Genomic DNA, 18,751 nt, shown 5'->3' on the forward strand with positions numbered 1-18,751 from the left:
GTGCCGTCCTTACTGGCTGCGCTCGGCAAGCCAGAGCGCCATCGGCGCCCAGATGTGTTTCTTCGCCCGCGATCCGGTCACGAGACCGATGTGGCCCACCTCCACCTTGACGCAGGTCTTGTCCTTCGAGCTGACCAGGCCTATCAGCGCCTCGACAGATTCCGGTGCGGCCACCTTGTCGGTCATCCCGACGAACAGCAGCAGGTTGGCCTCGACGTTGGCGAGGTCCACGCGGCGGCCCTTCATCACCAGCTGTCCCCGGCGCACCTTGTCGTCGCGGATGAAGTCCGTCACGAACTGGACGAACGCCTCCTGCGGATAGGCGATGAAACCCCGCCCCCAGTCACGGATCGTCTCGAATCCCGCCACATACTCCCGGTCCCAGTAGTTCATCAGCAGGTTGAGATAGCGGGTCAGCATTCCGAACGGAGCGAGCATCTCGAAGCCGATGCGCGGCAGGATCGGCGGCAGGTTGCCCATCTTCTCCATCGTGGCCCCGATACCCATGCCGAAGAACTTCACCAGCAGGTTGACGGGGAACATCTTCGAGAAGTCGAACGGGCTCCCCAGCACGATGGCGTTCCGCAGGTGGGCGTCCTTCTGGTATACCGACGCGTACAGCATGCTCATGATGCCGCCCATAGACCAGCCGATTGTCGAGACCTCGTTCTCGCCTGTCACCTCGCAGATCTTCGCAATCGCCTTCGGGATGAAGTCGGTCACGTAGTCATCCACGCGGATTTCCCGGTCGGCGTCCGTCGGCGATCCGAAGTCCACCAGAAAGACATCGAAACCGGCATCCAGCAGGAAATGGATCAGCGAGTGTCCGGGGCGCAGATCGAAAACGTCCGGGTTCACCATGAGCGGCGGAATAATGACCACCGGGGTCCGGTAGGTCCGCGCCTTTGTCGTATGGTACCGGAGCAGCGTCACGTTCTCCCACATGAACACCGTGCGGGAGAACGAGCGGACCTGCGGCGTGAGCGGCCCCAGGACGGCGCGCTCGACCAGATGGGCCGAACCCAGCGCCATCCGCCGGGCCGTTACTGCTGGTCTGATCTGGGGAAGTGCCGCCACAACCTCCAGTGCATATCCGAAACCGCCCGAAACCCGCAAGACGGGAAGACCCTGAAAGCGCTTTAACCCGCGACTCCCCTTGCGGGTGCCGCCAGCGGACGTTTAACGTTCCCCGGCGCCCGGAATCAGGACCATGCCGCTTCCGCAATCGGACGATTTTCTCCAATCCTCCGGCGACACCGCCGGGCGGCCCCTTGCTGCCCGCGCGCTGGATCTGCTGGAAGCCTACCTGGAGGGTCATCCGCCCACCCGGTACGACACCCAGCAGGAGGCCTGGTTCGGCCTGTTCCTCGACGGGCGCGGCATCGGCCTCGAAGAAAAGCAGGAGATACTGGCCATCGCCCGCCGGTACCGGGAGTTTCTCGGCGAGAGCCAGCCATCCGCTGATCCGGCGGAGGATTCCGCCCCCAGCCAGCCCGCATCCACTGAACTGAAAAACCGGTTCAAGCCCGGTCCGTCGGTGGGTCCGCCCCCCCGCCCCGGCTGGAAGAAAAAGGTACAAGCGGCCGGGAAGCGGGCGTCTCCCGCAGGCAAGATCCGCCCCCCGGCGGCCGGTGCTTCACTACTCGCCATGGCCGGAATCGCCGCCGCGATCCTGTGGGCGGCCTACTGGATACTCGTCACCCGGCCGCTCGGCGACTTCGAGCACGATCTTGGGGAAAAGCTCCGCCGCAACCAGTCCAATACCCGCCCCGCCTATGGCGCATGGGTGATGGCCGAAGCAGAACGGCGGGGACTGGAGATCATCCCGGAGCGGTCGGCCATCAGGGTTCTCGGTGTACGGGAGTACCTTCTGGACAATTCTCCCATGCACAAGGTGGAGTTCCGGGCCGGGGTGCGGCTCCCGCTCCCGCTGGGCCTGCACTGGAACCGCACGGTCACCGTGACGACCGAGACCTACCACGTGCCGTCCGACTGGCCGCCAAAATCCGCCAGCCCGCAGCCCAGGACCAACATCGCCGCCAAAGCACCCCGCCGGAAGGACGCCATTCCGCGCCAGCCGTATGAGACGATCCTGGCAGCCCTCGCCGGAGCCCGCTCCAGTGTGCTGGCATTCTATGAGGAAAACCCCGAGGAGACCGGCCGCCTGCTGGAAACCGAGCTGAGGCGGCTGAATGAAGGCTTTGCCGCCCTGCCCGCGGCCGGATCGCCCGATGAGCAGCTGGTACGGGACGACCTCAAGACCAGCATCGAGCGGATACGGTCGATGTCCATCGTGATCAGCCAGGCCCGCGAGGGACTGATCACCTCCCGTCAGCTCCGGCAGTCGATTGACACGCTGGTCGCGCAGAGCGAGATGCACCAGCGCAAGGCCGAAGTCAGGCTGGGCAACTAAAACCAGCATGGCCCGGCGGCGCAAGAGGAAACGGAAAGTGGCGGCCCTCGTCAGTGCATTCATGGCCGCCCTCGCCATCGTCACGCTGGCGGTGAGCAGCGCCGCCTATCACATGGTGGTGAGAAAATACCCCGGTGCGCACATCGAGCGCAGCTACATCATGTCCGTTCTCGCCCGGGAGAGCCCGATCTACGCCTCTGACGGCGTGACGCGGATCGGTGCCTTCTCGGGCCTGGAGCACCGCGACTATGTGCCGCTCGACCAGATCCCGGCCGCACTCCGGCAGGCCATCGTCGCCTCGGAGGACCGGAAGTTCTACCGGCATTTCGGCGTCGATCCGCTGGCCATCGCCAGCGCCATCTACGCGAACCTCCGGGCGGGCCGGATGGTCCGGGGCGGGTCCACCATCACCCAGCAGACCGCCAAGAACCTGTTCAAGCGCAAGGACCGCAGTTTCCAGGAAAAGTGGCGCGAGCTGGTGAACGCCCTCCGCCTGGAGGCACACTACACCAAGGACGAGATCCTCGAGTTCTATCTCAACCAGTTCCACGTCAACGCCAATGGCCGCGGAGTCGGTGTGGCCGCCCGCCACTTCTTCGACAAGGAAGTGGCGGAACTGACACTGGTCGAGTCGGCATTCATCGCCGGGAGCGTGAAGGGACCGTTCTACTACGATCCGTTCTCGACGAGCGATCCCGACCGGCAGGCACGCAACATCGCACGCGCCAATGTCCGCAAGGACTACGTGATCCGCCGGATGTTCGAGGAAAAGTACATCGACCGGCCGGCATACGAGGCTGCCCTGGCCACCCCGGTGCCATTCCGGCAGGGACATTTCCGGTTCGAGCGGAACGTCATTGCCGACATGGTACAGCGCGAGCTGGCATCCGACGATCTGGCCCCGCTGCTCCAGGGCCGGGGCGGAGAAAGCCTGTACGCCTCCGGCTACCAGATCTTCACCAGCATTGACCCGGAAGCGCAGAAGGACGCCCTCTATGCCCTGCGGAGCCAGTTGAGCCGGCTCAAGATTCTGCTCGAAGGAACCGCGCCCGCACCCGCCACGCCGTCGCCGCCTTCCCGGACCGAGCGGGGCGACTTCCTTGCCGGTGTCGTGGCCGAGACCGGGGCCGATGGCGTCAGGGTGCGTCTCGGACCGCATCTGGCGCTCATGGACCCGGACGGAGCGGCCGCCTGTGCCGAACCCGCCAAGGGACACAAGACCGCGAACCCGTGGGCGCGGGTGACGGCCACGGAGATCCGCGCATTCATGCAGTCGCTCCAGCCCGGACAGACGGTGCCGGTCATCGTGCGGCGGGAACCGTTCACGGATGACAGCGGCGGCCACCCGGCGCTGCTTGACTGCGCCTATCCGTACACGCGGGAGGAAAAACTCCAGGGCGCGCTCATCGTCCTGGACGACGGCTTCATCCGGGCCGTGGCGGCGGGGTTCAGCAACGCCGATTTCAACCGCGCCGTGGATGCCCGGCGGCAGGCCGGTTCGGCCTTCAAGCCCGTCGTCTATTACGCCGCGCTGCAGCTGGGCTGGTCGCCGGCCGACATGGTGCGGAACCGGCGCGAGGTGTACCGCTGGGGGAACGTCAGCTACCGGCCCCGGAACGACCATCCGCCTGTCTCGGATGAAATGTCGCTCGCCTGGGTGGGCACCCAGAGCGAGAACTACGCCTCGGTCTGGCTGCTCGCGCATCTCACCGACCGGCTGACCGATCCGCAGTTCGCCGCAGTGGCCGGGGCGGCGGGGCTCGGACCGGCAGAGGGCGAAACCAGCCGCCAAACGATCGCCCGGCTCCGCGACCGGCACGGCATCATGATCCGGCAGGCGGACGTCCGCGAAGCGGCCTTCCAGCAGATCCGTGCCGGCCTCGTCCGGGACATGCAGTTCGCCGGCGAGGCCGCCTGCGCCGCCCAGCTCGACCGGCTCGGCTTCGATGCGACCACCCGCGAGGAAATCCTGGAGGCCCTCAAGGCCGAGCGGGACGAAAAGACCGAAGCCCGCCGCCCGGAACGGAAGGCCGACGCCGAAATCGCCGTGGAGCGGTACGAAAACCTCCAGCGCAACCTGAACGATCCGTCCGCGTTCACCGGCCTGCCCGTTCCGCTCGCCGGATGCAGCGGCGATGTCCGCAGACGGCTGGTGGATGAGACTGAAAAGCTCGCCCGCGAGCAGGGGATCCCCGTATCATTCGATCCTGCCGTGTGGCGGCGGTTCCGCGACTACCGGATGGCGGTCAATGTCCACTACGTCATCACGATGGCCCGTTCGCTCGGGATCCAGAGCCCGCTGGCTCCGGTACTGTCTCTGCCGCTGGGGACGAGCGACGTCACGCTGGCCGAAATGGCCCACTTCTACGAGGAAGCCGGACAGGGAACCACCCGCGGCCCCGCGCCACGGCTCGTGCGGGAAATACGCAGCGCCGAGGGCGAACTGCTGTGGTCCTACGAAGGAGAGCCGTCGTCCACCGGCTCGCCCCAGGTATCCGCATCGTGGCTGGAAATCCTGCGCAACACGCCGGTATTCGGCACGGCGCGGGGCGCGGCAGATCTCGTGACCCTGACCCGGAACCCGGACCAGCCGGGCGCGGACGTGCGGGTTCCCTTCTTCGGCAAGACCGGAACCACCAACCGGTACCAGAACGTCTACTTCGTGGGGCTTTTTCCCCGGCCCGACCCCGACGCGGGCGGCAAGCTCTCGCACCGGCAACTGTTCACCGTGGCGGCGTACATGGGATACGACGACAACCGGCCGATGACACACGGACGGGTGCGAGTGTACGGCTCGACCGGCGCGCTGCCGATGGTGCTCGAATCCGCCCGCGGAATGATCGACCGGGCGGACTACCCGTTCGACGCCGGCGATCTTGCCGTGCGCATGGCGAAGCTGCTCCCCATGGGCTACCCGGACGGGTTCCTTACTGTCTCGATCAACGCGACGACGGGACTTCCCGACGACGCCCAGATGATCCAGGACCGCACGGAACTGGAACTCTCGTCGCATCCGTACCTGGTCCTGCCGGGCCGGATCGTGGGAAACCGGTTCGAACCCGCACGTTTTTTTGAACCGGTGGCGGTGGAGCCGGTTCAGCCTGAAATCCCGCAGGCCGACCGGGAGGCACTGCTCAGGCTGCTCGAAGCGGTAACGCCCACTCCGGCCGGTGACGGCACTCAAACCCCGGCAAGGGAACCGTCGCCCGCGCCAGCAACTCCCGCCCCGCCGGAGGAAGAAACGGAACCGGGAAGCATCGAGGATATTCTGGAGGAACATCTGGGGCCGCCTTCGCCGCCGCCATCATCACCGCCACCCCCCGGCTCGATCCCTATTTAAGCGCATTAATGTGACCGCTACCGGCGGTCCTATTGACGGGAACCGGCCGGTAACGCCATTCTCGCCCGCCGATGCCATACTGGCGTTCGAAGATACTCCCTGGAGGTTTCTACCCCGTGAACAAGGCTATTGTGTGCCTGGCCATTGCGATCATCCCCGTTACCGGCTGCCAGCGCCGTGAGACGAGCGAGCTTCGCGAGCGTGTCATCAAGCTCGAAAACAAGATTGCCGACCTGGAAGAGCGCCAGTCGCAGACTCCGGTGGTCAATCCGGAAGACGCCAAGCGCCGCCAGCTCGAAAACCTGATCGCCGCGTTCAACCGGCTGGAGGAACAGTCCTACAAGGATGATTCCAAGGTGAAGGCCGGCGAGGGCTCGCTCGAAGTGATCGTGACGCCACGCGAGGGGCCGTCCTACATGCAGGCCCGTATGAAGCCGGACGAGGCCGAAGGCATCGCCGGCGTGACCGTCCGCGTGGCGGAGACGAAACTCCCGGTCGTGAATACGGCCGCCAAGGGATCGGTCTTCATCGGCAACCTCAAGGCCGGCAACTACACGGTCGAGCTGGACAAGGCCGGGTACCAGAAGAAGCTGTTTCCGGTCGAGGTTCGCGAGGGCAAGCGCAAGTCGCTCGTGACGTTCATGCTGAAAGAGGGCGAGGAAATCGGAGCCGCAGCGGGCGGACTCCTCCAGGGTCTCTCCGGGCAGGGCGGAGCTCCGGCAGGCAACGCCGGTGCCAACGGCGGCGAGAACACCTCGGAACAGATCAGGGATTTCCTCGGCAAGCTGCAGGAAGCGGCCGCACGCCAGCAGCGCCAGTCACAGGAACAGCCCTGACCGGGCGAATGCTTCCCGGTCGGTGAGCAGTCCTTCCCGGCGGTAGTGCCGGTTGCGATGAGCGTTCGCCGCATCCATCCGCGAAAGCGCGCCCACCAGCGGCACCTTGAGCCGCCACCGGTCATAGTCGAAGTAGGTCGATTCCATGATCCGCTGGAAGGCGGCATCGCGGCTGCGGATCAGCTCGATGTCGGTCAGCGCGCAGAGATGGAACAGCAGCCGGTGACACTCAACGAGCCGGTCCCGGGCCTTCTCGTCATAAAACCTTCCGGTAGTTTCTGCGGAGTGGTGCCGGATCCGGGCCGCTGGACAGTACGTGACCGTCCATCCGCGTTTCCAGGCCCGGAATGAAAGCTCGACATCCTCGCCATAGGCGGGACTGAACAGTTCCGAGTACCCGCCGAGAGCCATCCATTTTTCACGCGAACAGGCACTTGCCCCGCCGTGGGCGTGGGCGACCGGTGCACCGGCCGGCGGTGGCTCGCCGCCACCCAGCACCGGATGGCTGACCCGGAACAGGCCGTCCTCGCCGGTCCAGACCGAGGGGCTTTCATCGAGCCCGCCCTGCCGCGCATTGAGACTTGCAGCCGTGCGGGCGAACTCCTCCGGCCGCCAGCCAGCGGTGAGCCCGTCGAGCGTCTCCGGCTCCATGTCGTTGTTGAGAAGGATCACGACGCCGGCGCGGCTCGTTTCCACGCCGGCATTCACCGCCGCGGCATATCCCGCCGGTGCGGGAAGCTGGAGGGTGCGGATTCCTTCCAGCAGCGGGGCGGCGCCGGGATCGGGACCGTCCAGGACGACGGCGATTCCGGCGCCGATGGCCTCTGCCGCCCGGCGCACTGACGGGAGGTTCCGCCTGAGAAGGGTGGCCCCGTCACGGGAGGGAATGATGATTTCGGCCGTCATGGCCCCCAGTATCGCCGGTTAGGCAGGGCCGGTTCCAGTAACTATTGTTGGAAGCATATGCCCTCCCCGAACGGCAAACTCAGCGGCAAATCCGGCGGCAGGCCCGGCAAGGCCAGGATTGACCGGCTTCTCATGGACCGGGAACTGGCGTCATCGCTCACGGATGCCCGGGCGCTTCTCATGGCCGGCGAGGTGCTTGTGAACGACGTTCCCGTCACCAAGCCAGGGGCCACCGTCCCGGCGGACGCGACCGTGCGCCTCCGGTCGGCCCGCTCCCGGTATGTGAGCCGCGGGGGGCTCAAGCTCGAAGGCGCGCTATCGGACCTGAACGTAATGCCCAACGGGCTCGTGTGCGCCGACATCGGCGCCTCCACCGGAGGCTTTACCGACTGCCTGCTCCAGCATGGCGCGGCGAGGGTTCATGCGGTGGATGTCGGGCAGGCACTTATCGCCGAAAAGCTCCGGCAGGATCCACGCGTCATCCTGCACGAAAAGCTGAACGCCCGGTTCCTGAAACCCGAAGACCTCGGCGAGCCGGTAGAGCTCGCCGTCGCCGACTGCTCGTTTGTTTCGCTCACGCTGCTCCTGCCGGCGATCCGGACGGTACTCGCGCCGGGCGGGACACTGCTGGCACTGGTGAAGCCGCAGTTCGAGGCGGCCCGCGGGGAGGTCGAAAAAGGCGGGATCGTCCGGGATCCTGCGATCCAGTTCGCGGCGGTGGAGAAAATCGGGGCGGCCGCCGAAGTCCTCGGGTTCCGGGGTGCCGGCAGCGCGCCGAGCCGCCTAGCCGGTGCCGATGGCAACCAGGAGTATTTCCTCAAGCTCGTGGCGGAATGACCGGATTTCAGGCCGACAGATGACCATCGTCGAACAGGACCTGGTTGAACTGGAGCAGCCCCTCGGCGTCGAAGATGTCCCGGTCGAAGAACGGAACCTGGATGAAGAACTCCTTCGGGTCGCGGACCTTCTGGATCAGTTCCAGGTTCTTCTGCTCCCCGGCAGCGAGGATTTCCATGTTGGCATAGGTGTCGAGCAGGTCGCCCATCAGGTCGCGGGCCTTCCCGCCATAGGGCTTGAGGCCGCTGATCTCCGGCACGCGGTCCAGCAGTGCCTTCCGGTCAGCGGGGTTTTCGACCCAGGCGAGCTTGAGCGGGTCGATCTCCACTCCCGGCGGCAGGAAGTTGTTGTGGACACGGTTGATGATGAAACCGCCGAAGGGCATCTGCGCCTCACGGAGACGGTCGTAGAAGTAGCGCGTTTCGGTGAGCGTGAGCTTTGAGGGACTCGTTACGAGCAGAAACGAGGTCGTGGGCTGCCGCAGGAGGGCATCCACGCCGTAGGCGCGCCCCTTGAACCCCTGATAGTAGCCCTCGAACGATCCGACGAACTCGCTGATGTCGCGCAGTATCTCGCCTCCGATGATCATCTCCAGCACCTTGAAAACGGCGGTGGTGCCGAACTTCAGCATCCGCATGCCCACGCCGGGACGGCCGCCCTCTTCGGTATAGGGTTTCAGGAATGCGTTCACGAAGGTGCCGTCCTCCAGGAAGCTGAACAGCTTCCTGGGCGCTTCCAGGAAATCGAGCGCGTGCTTGGTGGGCGGCGTATCGAGCACCACCAGGTCGTAGTCCCCCTGCTGGTGCAGGTAATAGAGGCGTTCCATCGCCATGAACTCGCCCGCACCGACGAGGTGGTTCGACAGGTAGTTGTACAGACGGTTGCCGAGAATCTTGTCCCTGGAGCCGGAATCGGGCGCATAGCGGCGGACCACGTCGTCCCACTCCCGCTTCGTATCGAGCATCATGGCCGACAGGCTGCCCTTGAACTCGATACCAGCCGCCTCGAACTTCTCGCGCGGGACCTCCTTGATGGAGTTTTCCAGCACGTCAATGCCAAGCGCATTCGCCAGACGGCGGGCCGGATCAATGGTAAGAACCAGCACCTTGCGGCCCTCGATCGCCGCCCGGAGCCCGACCGAGGCCGCGACGGTGGTCTTGCCCACGCCGCCCGATCCGCAGCAGATGACCACGTTCTTCTCCCGGACGTGGCTGGCAAGGCGGCCCGGCTTCATGACGGCGCCTCCATGTCCTTCAGCCGCTTCTCCAGTTCATGCGAGAGGAACTCGATCGTCGTCTTGTCGTAGGTGCGCGAATAGATATACGGCAGTTCCAGCGTCGCCCTCGAGAGTTTCCGGTAGGCATCCACGTACTGCCGGTTCAGGTCGGCGCGTATCTGCTGGCTGGCCGCGCTCGACAGGACCGACCGGGCCAGATCGGGACCGCCCACCAGTTCGGCGACGCCCTTCACTCCTTCGGTCGAATCGTTGATCTCCTGCAGAAGGCCGGTGAGTTCCGGGCGCACGGCCGGAGGATGCACCGCATTCACGGCCAGCATCCCGCGCGGGAGCCGGATCTCGCCGTCCATCTTCGCAAGCAGCTCGACCGTCTCGTTATAGGGCATTTCCTCGGCCAGCGTGACCACGTGATAGAGCGCCCTGCCCGGCTGAGTGAAGTAGTCGGCCATGAGGCCGGCGTGCTTGGCGAGGGGCCCCACCCGGACCGCATTCTGCGTCTGGCGCGGCAGTGCCCACAGGGCGAGGCCGTGCCCGGTGGCCGGAGAGTCGATGATGAACACGTCGTACTTCGGGCGGCGGCCTTCCATCTGCTGCCCCATGTCCCATATCTTGCCCAGCACGACAAATTCGCGGAAACCCGGCATCCCCTTCACCCAGTGGCGCAGGAAGCCCCGGTTGAAGATCGCGTCATAGACCGTCTTGAGCCTGACAAACCGCAGGACATATTCTTCCATCGAGGAGTCTGGATCGACGTTCTTGGCAAACAGGTTGGGAAAGACCTCGACTTCGCGGTATCCGATGGGCGGCACCTGGAAGAGCTGGCTCATGCGTTCCTTCACATCGGTTTCGATAATGACGGTGCGCTTCCCGTGCCGGGCGAGCACCAGACCGAGCGCTGCAGACAGGCTCGACTTGCCCACGCCGCCCTTGCCGGTCATGACCTGAAACGGGTGGGCAAGGATCCAGTCGAGGTAGCTCTGATTTGCCATTCGGATGGTGATGCCAGAAAATCCTGATATTTCAGCAGGTTAGCAGGCTGACGCCGGGCTCACCCGCGGGAACGGGGAGCCTAAATGTGAAGGGAACCGGTGTCAAACGAGTTGGTCCATAATCCTTCAGAAACTCCTGAAATGAGGCCCGGAGCCGCACTGGCCGCCGTCGCCTTCGTTCTGGCGGTTGTGGCGGGCCTTGTGTGGGTGGCGTTCCGGGGCGAGCGCAACCTCGATGCGGCCCTCCGCCGGTGCGACCACCGGTACGCGGCGGCCCTGATTGACCGCGCCCCGCTCGGTCCGGTGAATGACTGTTACCAGGAGGTGTTCCGGCTGCGTCCCTGGAACCGGCAGACGGCCTTCCGGCTCCAGTCCATTGCCGATCTGGAACGGGAACGCGCCGGGCTCGCGCCGGAACAGGGTCCGCTCGCCGCGCTGGCGGCTGGCGATCTGGCCGCGTGTGACCGCATCGAAACCGATCCGAAACTCCAGACCCCGGCGATCCGCTCCGCCTGGCTGCGGCTGTGCCTGGAGTTGCGGCAAAATTAAACCGTGCGGGACCGGGTAATTTTGGCTATAATATCAGCCGCTTATGTAATTGGGTGGTATTTCGGGTAATGTCGCGCACCTGCCTCATCGTCGACGATTCGGAATCGATCCGGAACCTGGTGAACAGGATACTGATCGAGGAGCGGGTCTTTGACACCTGCCTGCTGGCCGCCGACGGCATCGAGGGGTTCAAGCTGCTGCTCAAGCACAAGCCGGACCTCGTGCTCTGCGACGTGGTGATGCCCGATCTGGACGGCTTCAAGTTCCTGGAACTGAAGAACGCGAAACCCGAACTGGCGAAGACGCCCGTCATCATGCTCACGAGCCAGGAGCAGGTCGGCATCAAGGTAAAAGCCCTCGAAGCCGGCGCGTCGGACTACCTCACCAAGCCGTTCGAGGCGAAGGAACTGGTTGCCCGCGCGCGGGTTCACCTCAAGATCAAGACGCTCCAGGACGAACTGGAGCGGCAGAACGCCGAGCTCGAGAAGCTGTCGAACACCGACTATCTGACCCGCATCAACAACCGGCGGCACTTCGTGGAACTGACCGAACTCGAATTCGCCAGGGCTGAACGGTACAACTCGTCCCTGTCGTACCTGATGATCGACATCGACCACTTCAAGCAGGTGAACGACACCTGGGGCCACCATGCCGGCGATGCCGTGCTGGTTGAGGTGGCAAAAGTGCTGAACGGCGGCCTGCGGGCCATCGACATCGTGGGGCGGTACGGCGGCGAGGAGTTCGGCCTCCTGCTCCCCGGAACCGACGAGGAAGGTGCGGCAATCGTGGCCGAACGGAACCGGGCCCGCGTGGAAAAACTCCGCATCGCGGTGCCTGACTCCGGCAAGGAGATCAGTGTGACGATATCCGTCGGCGGGGCGACCTACCCCCGGCCGGACATCAAGACCTACGAGGACCTGACGCGCGTGGCCGACATGGCCCTGTACGAATCGAAGAGCGCGGGCCGGAACCGCGTCACCTGGTCACATCACCGCGGGCTGGAACTGGTCCACAAGAAGGACGATTAGGAACCCGCTGTCGTCCGCTCCCGCCCGATCCTGACCGGAGCGGGCACGGACTGGTGGCGGAACTGGCGGATCACGTCGAGCAGGCGCTCGCGGGTAAACGGCTTCACCAGAACGGCGCGGCAACCGGCCTCCAGCGCACGGGCGTGCTCTGCCGTATCGCTCACGGCGGTCACGGCCACCACCGGCACGGTCCGGGTCCGCTCGTCTTTTCCCAGTTCACGGGCGACCTCGATGCCGCCGATGTCGGGCAGCTTGAGATCGAGGAGCACGATATCCGGCGGAGAGGCCTGGGCCTCCGCGATCCCGCTCCGGCCATTGGCTGCATGGCGGAATACCCCGCCTCCCGACTCGACAAACTGCTGCATGACCCGGGCGGTTGCTTCGTCATCCTCGATCGCCAGCACCTGTCCGATGGTCCGCTCGGTACGGATCGACCGCGTGCTGGCCGGTATGCGAACCAGGAATACGCTCCCCTTGCCCGCCTCCGTCTGGACCGTGATCGATCCGCTGTTCAGCTCCACCAGACGCTTGGCCAGCGGCAGGCCGAGGCCCAGCCCCCCGTGCTCACGGGTCGAACCGGAATCGATCTGGTGGAAATCGACGAAAATCTCCGGTACCTGGTCGAATGACATGCCCGGTCCCTCGTCGCGCACCTCGACGTAGGTGGACGCCACGCCCTGTCCCGCCAGCGCGAGAAACTGGTTGCCCGAGGTGTCGGGTTCGCCTTCGGAATAGACGCGGACCCGCACCGTCCGGCCGGACGGCGAGAACTTGATGGCATTCTGGATCAGGTCGTCGATCACCAGTCCCACCTTGTCCCTGTCGGCATCGACCGGGAGCGTCGCCTCCGGAGCCTCCACGGTCACCCGGACGTTTTTCTCGGCGCTGTAGGGGGCCAGGTTCTGCACCGTCTCGGCTACCAGTGCAGGCATGTCGAACACGGTCTTGAGCAGGTTCTGGCGGCGCGACTCGATCTCCGAAAAGGCCAGCACCCGGTTGATGAGCCGGATCAGGTGGCTCGACTTGTCGTGAATCTGGTTGATGCACTCCAGGTGGTCCGGGTCGAACTTCTCCTTCTCGGCCAGCAGGAGTTCGGTAAAGCCCAGAACGGCCGTCAGCGGCGTCCTCAGTTCATGGTTTACGTTGGCCACGAAATCGCTTTTCAGCTGGTCCAGGTGTTCCAGCCGCCGCTGGGCCTCGACGAGCTGCGCGTAGTTCTTCTCCAGCTGGCGATAGTTCTCCTCGGTCGTCTCGATGTGCATCTGGCTGGTGAGGAACACCCGGAACCGGCTGTCGAGCATGCCCTCGATCAGGCCCAGCACGAGCATGTCATCGGCCGACGCGCCGTTGCGCGACTTTTTGAGCGGGCGGTAGCCGAACAGCCCCATGATCTCTCCGGCACACCGGACCGGCCGGAAGGTATAAGACTGGCGATCGGCAGAAAACCTGTATATCCGGCGGTCGCCCGTGAAACCGATCGCCTCGATGGCGCTCTGGATCGTTTCCAGCTGGCGGCGGGCCGTAACGCGCTTGCCGGAGTCGTACACCACCGGATTGCTGACCGATCCGGGTGCCGCGAGGATCATCACGGCCTCCAGCCGGCGGGACAGCGGCTGGAACACCAGTTTCAGGTCCGCTTCCGAGAGCAGTTCCATCAGCGGCGGAGGCGTATGCAGGGATATCCTCATTTCGTCACCTCCCCGGAGGGACGGCGGAAGTTGCTCCGCACTGCCGACATGAACTCCTCCTCGGTCAGTCCGTACTTGCGCGAAAACTCGTACCGCGCCTCCAGGCTCTGGAACAGGCGGCGGACCAGTGCGTCCAGTGTGGGAATGACGCCCTTGCCCTCGATTGCCGAGGCCATGAACACGGGGATGCCGGTCTGGCCCCAGGTCTTCTGGATCAGCTCGGATGGCACCGCATTGGGAAGATCCCGCTTGTTGAACTGGATCGCAAACGGCATGTCCTCCAGGGACATGCCCAGTTCCTTCAGGTTCTCCTTCAGGTTCAGATAGCTGCTGGCGTTTTCCTTCTCGAGTTCCTTCTGGCTGTCGGCGATGAACGCCACCGCGTCGGTGCCCTTGAGCACCGCCCGCCGGGTCGTGTTGTGCTGGACCTGCCCTGGCACGGTAAACAGCTTGAGCTTCACCTTGAACCCGGCGCCCGTGCCTATCTCCATCGGGAGCAGGTCGAAAAAAAGCGTCCGGTCGCCTTCGGTGTCCAGCTTCATCAGCTCGCCGCGGCTTCTGGAACTCGCCGCCTTGTGGATCACCTGGAGATTGGTCGTCTTCCCGCTCAGGGCCGGTCCGTAGTAGACCAGCTTGAAGGTGATTTCCTTACGGGAAATATTGAACTCTGCCACAGTAAGTCCGCTTACCCGCGCCAGACGGACCTGCGCTCGCGCAGGACGTCATGCACCATCTTCTGGATGCGCTGCCTGAGCGCCTCGTTCAGCTGGTTGATCCGGATTTCGTCGCCGGGGTCGGCGCCCGCTTTCCGGTCAGGCCTGATGGGTTCTCCGAAACGGACGTACCACTTGGAGGGAAGCGGAACAAGTCCGCCCGGTCCAAGCCAGGGGAAAGTCGGCGTGATCGGAAACACCGGAAGGCCAAGCCACTTGGCCAACAGATCGGACTTGGCCAGCACCGGGTGGGTTTCCTCGCCACCGACGATGGCCGCAGGAATGATCGGACTCTGCGTGGCGATGGCGAGGCGTACCGTTCCGGCACGGCCGAACCGCTGGATCCGGTACCGGTCCCTGAACATTTTGGCCGCTCCCCGTGCACCTTCGGGGAAAACCGCCACCAGCTTCTCCTCGCGGAGCATCCGCTCGGCGTTCCGCCGGTCGGCGCGGGCGATCCCGGCCCGGCGCAGGAAGCCGGAGAGATAAGGCAGGGCGTAGGCAAAATCCTCGATCAGCGGGCGCAGGTCGCGCTGATTGGGGTGCTCGATCTGCACCGCCTCGCGGAGAATCACCGCATCCCAGGGAAGCAGGCCGCTGTGGTTGGCGACGATAAGCGCACGCCCCTCGGCCGGGATATTCTCGATACCGGATGTCTCCACCCTCCAGTAGGTGTCGTACAGGTACCGGATCCGGGGCTGGATCTCCTGCCAGTAAACGGCGTCGTAGCCGAAATCGTCCACGTCGGCACCGCGGGCCCGGAGCGATTTCCTCAGATGCCGGAGCCGCTCCCGCGACCGGCGGCCCGCCGCCATGTCGCGGAAGAAATCCATAAAACCCTTTTCGACGACCTCGCCCGGCTGCTCCTCGGCGGCGGAATCGAGCCGCTCGCGTGCCTCCCGGATCTTGCGCTCCATCTCGGCGCGGACCAGCGGGTCCTTCACGCCCTTGATGAGCGGTGCGAGCTCGCGCTCGATGCGGGCAGCCGCCTGGACGGGATGTTCAATTGGACGGGCCAAGTGGGATTACCCCCCGGGTGCGGCCCATCAGGCCGCCGCCTCGCTGACGTAGCGGCGCAGCCGTTCCTCGCCGGTGAACGCGAGCCAGGCTTCCTTGGTGGAGAAACGGGGCACGAAGCCGAGTTGCTCGCGTGCCTTGGCCGTGTCGGCCACGTTCAGGAACTGGAGGAACCGGAGATAGGCAGGCGGGATGCTGGTCACACCGCCCAGCCACAGGCTTGTCACGATCCCCCGTGCGGCGAAGGCGGGCAGCGCCATGTCGAACTTTCCGCCGATCTTGAGAATGGTGGAAAGCGGCAGCACGCCCCGCCCCGCGATGTTGAAGATACCCGACACTTCTGTCTTCTCCATCGCCAGCCGGAACGCCTCGATGGCGTCGTCCTCATGGAGGAACTGGATCAGCGGATCGTAGCCCATGATTGTCGGGACTGCGGAGCGCGACAGGAGGCGGGTTTCATACGTCCGGATGCGGGGCCCCAGGATCGTGGCGAACCGGAGCACCGTCACCCGGGTATCCTGGTGGCGCCGCGCATGGCGGGCCAGCAGTTCCGCCACCTCGACCCGGTTCTGGAGATACGGGAAATCGACGATCTCCCTGAGCGGCATATCTTCGGTAAGGAAGTTCGGATGGCTCGAAGCGGCATCGTACACCTTGGCCGTCGAGGGAACGACGATCTGCTCCACCCGGCAGCGTGCACAGGCGTTCAGGATGTTCAGGGTGCCGATGACCTCGAGTTCGTGCAGGTCGGTGTTGTTGACCTTGGGCCAGTTGGTGAAGGCGCAGTGGATGACCCGGGTGACGCCTTCCTTCTCGAAGATGTCGGCGATGCGGGCGTCGCAGTTCGGCTCGGTGAGATCGGTCTTGTAGAAAACGGTCTTTCTAATGGCGAGGGCCGGCTTGCGAATGTCGATCACCACCACCTTTTCGCACTGTTCGGACGAGCGCAGCCAGTTGAGCGCGTTGGACCCGAGAAACCCGTCTGCGCCGGTGATCGCCACCACGGCCGGGCGCTTCCCCGCCTTCGGGAGCGGCGCTCCGCCAGAACCCTTCGATGCGCGTTTGGGCCGCGGCGCCTTCCGCGGCGGTTTGGCGGATGTCGTTTCCGGTGCGTCTGCCACAAATCCCTCCTGCGGCCAGCGGAAAACTATCCTACGCGACGGCGGCCGTGTCAATGCAGAAACCGGAACTGCCGGGGCTTACCCCGGCAGCTCCGTACGTGATATGAACCGGTCCATGACCGATGATGCAGGCACCACATCCGCTGACCCGCTGACCCGGCTCGCCAGGGCCTGCGGCTTCCTGCTGCATCCGCTCGTCATCGGGACGCCGCCGGCGCTGTATGTCGGCATCCGCGAGTTCGGCGGATGGTCGGACATCACCCTGCGGCTCACCGTGCAGGTGACGTTCCTCGCCGTGCTCGCCCCGGCGGCCTACCTCGTCTACCTGTTCCGGTCGGGCCGGACCTCGGACGTCTTCATGTCGCTCCGTGAGGACCGCCGCTACATCTTCCCCATCGGCATGTTCAACCTCGTGCTGGTCTACATCACCTTCCGGTACCACGGGGCCACCGACCTTATCCAGAACGTGGTGCTCGCCGCCATGCTGGTGATGGCGGCCATGCACACCGGGACACTGTTCTCCAAGCCCAGCATGCACACCGCCGGAAACGCGGGGATATTCACCGCCATTGCCATCTGCGAGACGACGGCCGTCATCCCGGCCGGAATCGCCCTCACGGCGCTCGTCATGTGGAGCCGGGTCCGCGACCGCCGCCACACGGTGCCGGAGGTTTTCCAGGGGCTGGCAATTGGAGTGGCTGGTTCGGCGGTCCCCCTGCTCCTGCTCCAGTAACAAGGCGAGGAAGATGAACCCGCCGCTTCACTGGATTGACATGGGGACCATCCCCTATGGCCGGTGCATCCGGATCCAGGACGAACTGGCCGGCCGCCGCAGTGAACTGGACAGCGACTACCTCCTGCTGGCGCAGCATCCCCCGACCTACTCGTTCAGCCCGCGTCTGAAGGAGAGTCCCGCCTGCTGGAGCGCGGAATACTGCCGGCGGCACGGCATCGAGCCGGTGCTGACCAGCCGTGGCGGTGACCCGTGGTACCATTCGCCGGGGCAGATCTCGGGTTATGCGGTTTTCGACATCACCCGGCAGAATCTATCCCCCCGCGCCTTCGTCGCCCTCATGCAGCGGGCACTGATGCTGGTCCTGAAGGATGCAGGGGTGGCGGTCTTTACCCGCCCGGCGGCGGCGGGCCTGTGGGTGGACGGCCGCCAGATCGCCGGTACCGGTGTGCATCTTTCCCGCGGCGTGAGCCGTCACGGTTTCTTCCTGAACGTCGCGCCCGATCTCTCGCCCGTGGAGTTTGCCACGGCGGATGCCGTCCCCGGTCCCGCCGCGCCCGTCACCAGCCTTGAGAAACTCGGCGTGACCATGATGGCGGAAGCCATTATCCCGAAAATCGCCGCCGCCTTCGGCGTGGTCTTCCACCAGCAGGTCCGCCGGGCTGACAACCTGCCGCCCGGCCTCACGCCGTGAGTTCGGCCACCCGGCGTTTCAGCGCGGGCACGACTTCCCTTTCAAACCACGGGTGCCGCCGGAACCACATGAGGTTGCGGGGCGAGGGGTGCGGAAGCGGCAGGTAACGGGGTCCGTAATCCCGCCAGCGGCGGACCGTCTCGGCAAGGGTCTTCTTCCGGCTGCTCCCGAGATAGTGGGCCTGGGCGTACTGTCCGATGAGCAGCGTCAGCTCGACCTTCGGCAGTTTTGCGAGCAGTTTCGGCAGCCACACCTCGGCGCACTCCGGCCGGGGCGGCAGGTCGCCACGCTCCCCCTTGCCGGGGTAGCAGTAGCCCATCGGGATGATGGCGATGCGCCGCTCGTCATAGAACCGCTCACGGCCGATTCCCATCCAGTCGCGAAGCCGCTCGCCGCTCGGATCGTTCCAGGGGATGCCGGTGGCATGGACCTTCGTGCCCGGCGCCTGTCCCACGATGAGGAGACGCGCCGTCTCCGACGCCCTCAAGACCGGGTTCGGACCCAGCGGGAGCATATCCTCGCACAGGCGGCAGGCCCGGACCTCGGCCAGCAGCGAAGCGAGCGAATCAGGCGCGGCGGCCCGGCGCGGCATTGGTTCCCTCCCTGCCGGTATGATATCCGACTGGCCATTCAGCCCGGAAGGCGGGAGG

17 protein-coding genes are annotated in these 18,751 nt (G+C 65.2%); 8 read left to right on the forward strand and 9 right to left on the reverse strand.

The features are described from left to right. Window positions 1-9 precede the first annotated feature (9 nt). Window positions 10-1,116, reverse strand: a complete 1,107-nt coding sequence (locus KIT79_07560) for an alpha/beta fold hydrolase (GenBank protein ID MCW5829158.1) — start codon at window positions 1,114-1,116, stop codon at window positions 10-12. A gap of 94 nt (window positions 1,117-1,210) precedes the next feature. Between KIT79_07560 and KIT79_07565 the strand changes: the two genes are divergently transcribed. From KIT79_07565 to KIT79_07575, 3 genes are all read left to right on the forward strand, one after another. After that, entirely contained in the window at window positions 1,211-2,413 is a 1,203-nt protein-coding gene (locus KIT79_07565; GenBank protein ID MCW5829159.1) for a hypothetical protein, read from the forward strand. 37 nt (window positions 2,414-2,450) lie between these two features. Then, window positions 2,451-5,753 (forward strand): transglycosylase domain-containing protein, encoded by a 3,303-nt coding sequence (locus tag KIT79_07570; GenBank protein MCW5829160.1) that lies wholly within the window; start codon window positions 2,451-2,453, stop codon window positions 5,751-5,753. 116 nt (window positions 5,754-5,869) lie between these two features. Beyond that, complete coding sequence (locus tag KIT79_07575; protein ID MCW5829161.1) at window positions 5,870-6,589, forward strand: hypothetical protein; 720 nt, start codon at window positions 5,870-5,872, stop codon at window positions 6,587-6,589. Here the strand turns inward: KIT79_07575 and KIT79_07580 are convergent. Further along, window positions 6,572-7,495: a glycosyltransferase gene (locus tag KIT79_07580; GenBank protein ID MCW5829162.1), complete on the reverse strand. Its 924-nt coding sequence runs from the start codon at window positions 7,493-7,495 to the stop codon at window positions 6,572-6,574. The genes KIT79_07575 and KIT79_07580 overlap by 18 nt on opposite strands. 57 nt (window positions 7,496-7,552) lie before the next feature. Here KIT79_07580 and KIT79_07585 point away from each other — a divergent pair, with 57 nt between their 5' ends. Continuing rightward, window positions 7,553-8,332, forward strand: a complete 780-nt coding sequence (locus tag KIT79_07585) for a TlyA family RNA methyltransferase (GenBank protein MCW5829163.1) — start codon at window positions 7,553-7,555, stop codon at window positions 8,330-8,332. A 7-nt stretch (window positions 8,333-8,339) separates the two neighbouring features. Here KIT79_07585 and KIT79_07590 read toward each other — a convergent pair whose 3' ends face one another. Continuing rightward, window positions 8,340-9,566 carry an ArsA family ATPase gene (locus KIT79_07590; GenBank protein ID MCW5829164.1) on the reverse strand — a complete coding sequence of 409 codons (1,227 nt, stop codon included), beginning with the start codon at window positions 9,564-9,566 and terminating at the stop codon, window positions 8,340-8,342. Next, the gene (locus tag KIT79_07595) at window positions 9,563-10,558 is read right to left on the reverse strand and encodes an ArsA family ATPase (protein MCW5829165.1); all 996 of its coding nucleotides are present in this window, start codon (window positions 10,556-10,558) and stop codon (window positions 9,563-9,565) included. The genes KIT79_07590 and KIT79_07595 overlap by 4 nt, the downstream gene beginning before the upstream one ends. A gap of 141 nt (window positions 10,559-10,699) precedes the next feature. On the opposite strand from KIT79_07595, the gene KIT79_07600 reads away from it, so the two are divergent. Beyond that, window positions 10,700-11,107: a hypothetical protein gene (locus tag KIT79_07600; GenBank protein MCW5829166.1), complete on the forward strand. Its 408-nt coding sequence runs from the start codon at window positions 10,700-10,702 to the stop codon at window positions 11,105-11,107. Window positions 11,108-11,175: 68 nt separating this feature from the next. Beyond that, window positions 11,176-12,135, forward strand: a complete 960-nt coding sequence (locus KIT79_07605; protein ID MCW5829167.1) for a diguanylate cyclase — start codon at window positions 11,176-11,178, stop codon at window positions 12,133-12,135. On the opposite strand, the gene KIT79_07610 is transcribed toward KIT79_07605, so the two are convergent. The 4 genes from KIT79_07610 to KIT79_07625 are packed head-to-tail and all read right to left on the reverse strand — an operon-like array spanning window position 12,132 to window position 16,674. Further along, entirely contained in the window at window positions 12,132-13,823 is a 1,692-nt protein-coding gene (locus KIT79_07610) for a response regulator (protein ID MCW5829168.1), read from the reverse strand. The genes KIT79_07605 and KIT79_07610 overlap by 4 nt on opposite strands. After that, complete coding sequence (locus KIT79_07615) at window positions 13,820-14,497, reverse strand: hypothetical protein (GenBank protein MCW5829169.1); 678 nt, start codon at window positions 14,495-14,497, stop codon at window positions 13,820-13,822. The genes KIT79_07610 and KIT79_07615 overlap by 4 nt, the downstream gene beginning before the upstream one ends. A gap of 11 nt (window positions 14,498-14,508) precedes the next feature. Continuing rightward, window positions 14,509-15,555 carry an acyltransferase family protein gene (locus KIT79_07620; GenBank protein MCW5829170.1) on the reverse strand — a complete coding sequence of 349 codons (1,047 nt, stop codon included), beginning with the start codon at window positions 15,553-15,555 and terminating at the stop codon, window positions 14,509-14,511. A gap of 27 nt (window positions 15,556-15,582) precedes the next feature. Further along, window positions 15,583-16,674, reverse strand: a complete 1,092-nt coding sequence (locus KIT79_07625; GenBank protein MCW5829171.1) for an NAD-dependent epimerase/dehydratase family protein — start codon at window positions 16,672-16,674, stop codon at window positions 15,583-15,585. 115 nt (window positions 16,675-16,789) lie between these two features. Between KIT79_07625 and KIT79_07630 the strand changes: the two genes are divergently transcribed. Then, the gene (locus KIT79_07630; protein MCW5829172.1) at window positions 16,790-17,407 is read left to right on the forward strand and encodes a hypothetical protein; all 618 of its coding nucleotides are present in this window, start codon (window positions 16,790-16,792) and stop codon (window positions 17,405-17,407) included. A gap of 13 nt (window positions 17,408-17,420) precedes the next feature. Next, window positions 17,421-18,101 carry a lipoyl(octanoyl) transferase LipB gene (lipB, locus tag KIT79_07635; GenBank protein MCW5829173.1) on the forward strand — a complete coding sequence of 227 codons (681 nt, stop codon included), beginning with the start codon at window positions 17,421-17,423 and terminating at the stop codon, window positions 18,099-18,101. On the opposite strand, the gene KIT79_07640 is transcribed toward lipB, so the two are convergent. After that, the gene (locus tag KIT79_07640; protein ID MCW5829174.1) at window positions 18,091-18,693 is read right to left on the reverse strand and encodes a uracil-DNA glycosylase family protein; all 603 of its coding nucleotides are present in this window, start codon (window positions 18,691-18,693) and stop codon (window positions 18,091-18,093) included. The genes lipB and KIT79_07640 overlap by 11 nt on opposite strands. Window positions 18,694-18,751: the final 58 nt, after the last annotated feature.

The organism is Deltaproteobacteria bacterium, assembly GCA_026129095.1.
Classification (GTDB): Bacteria; JAGRBM01; JAGRBM01; order JAGRBM01; family JAHCIT01; genus JAHCIT01.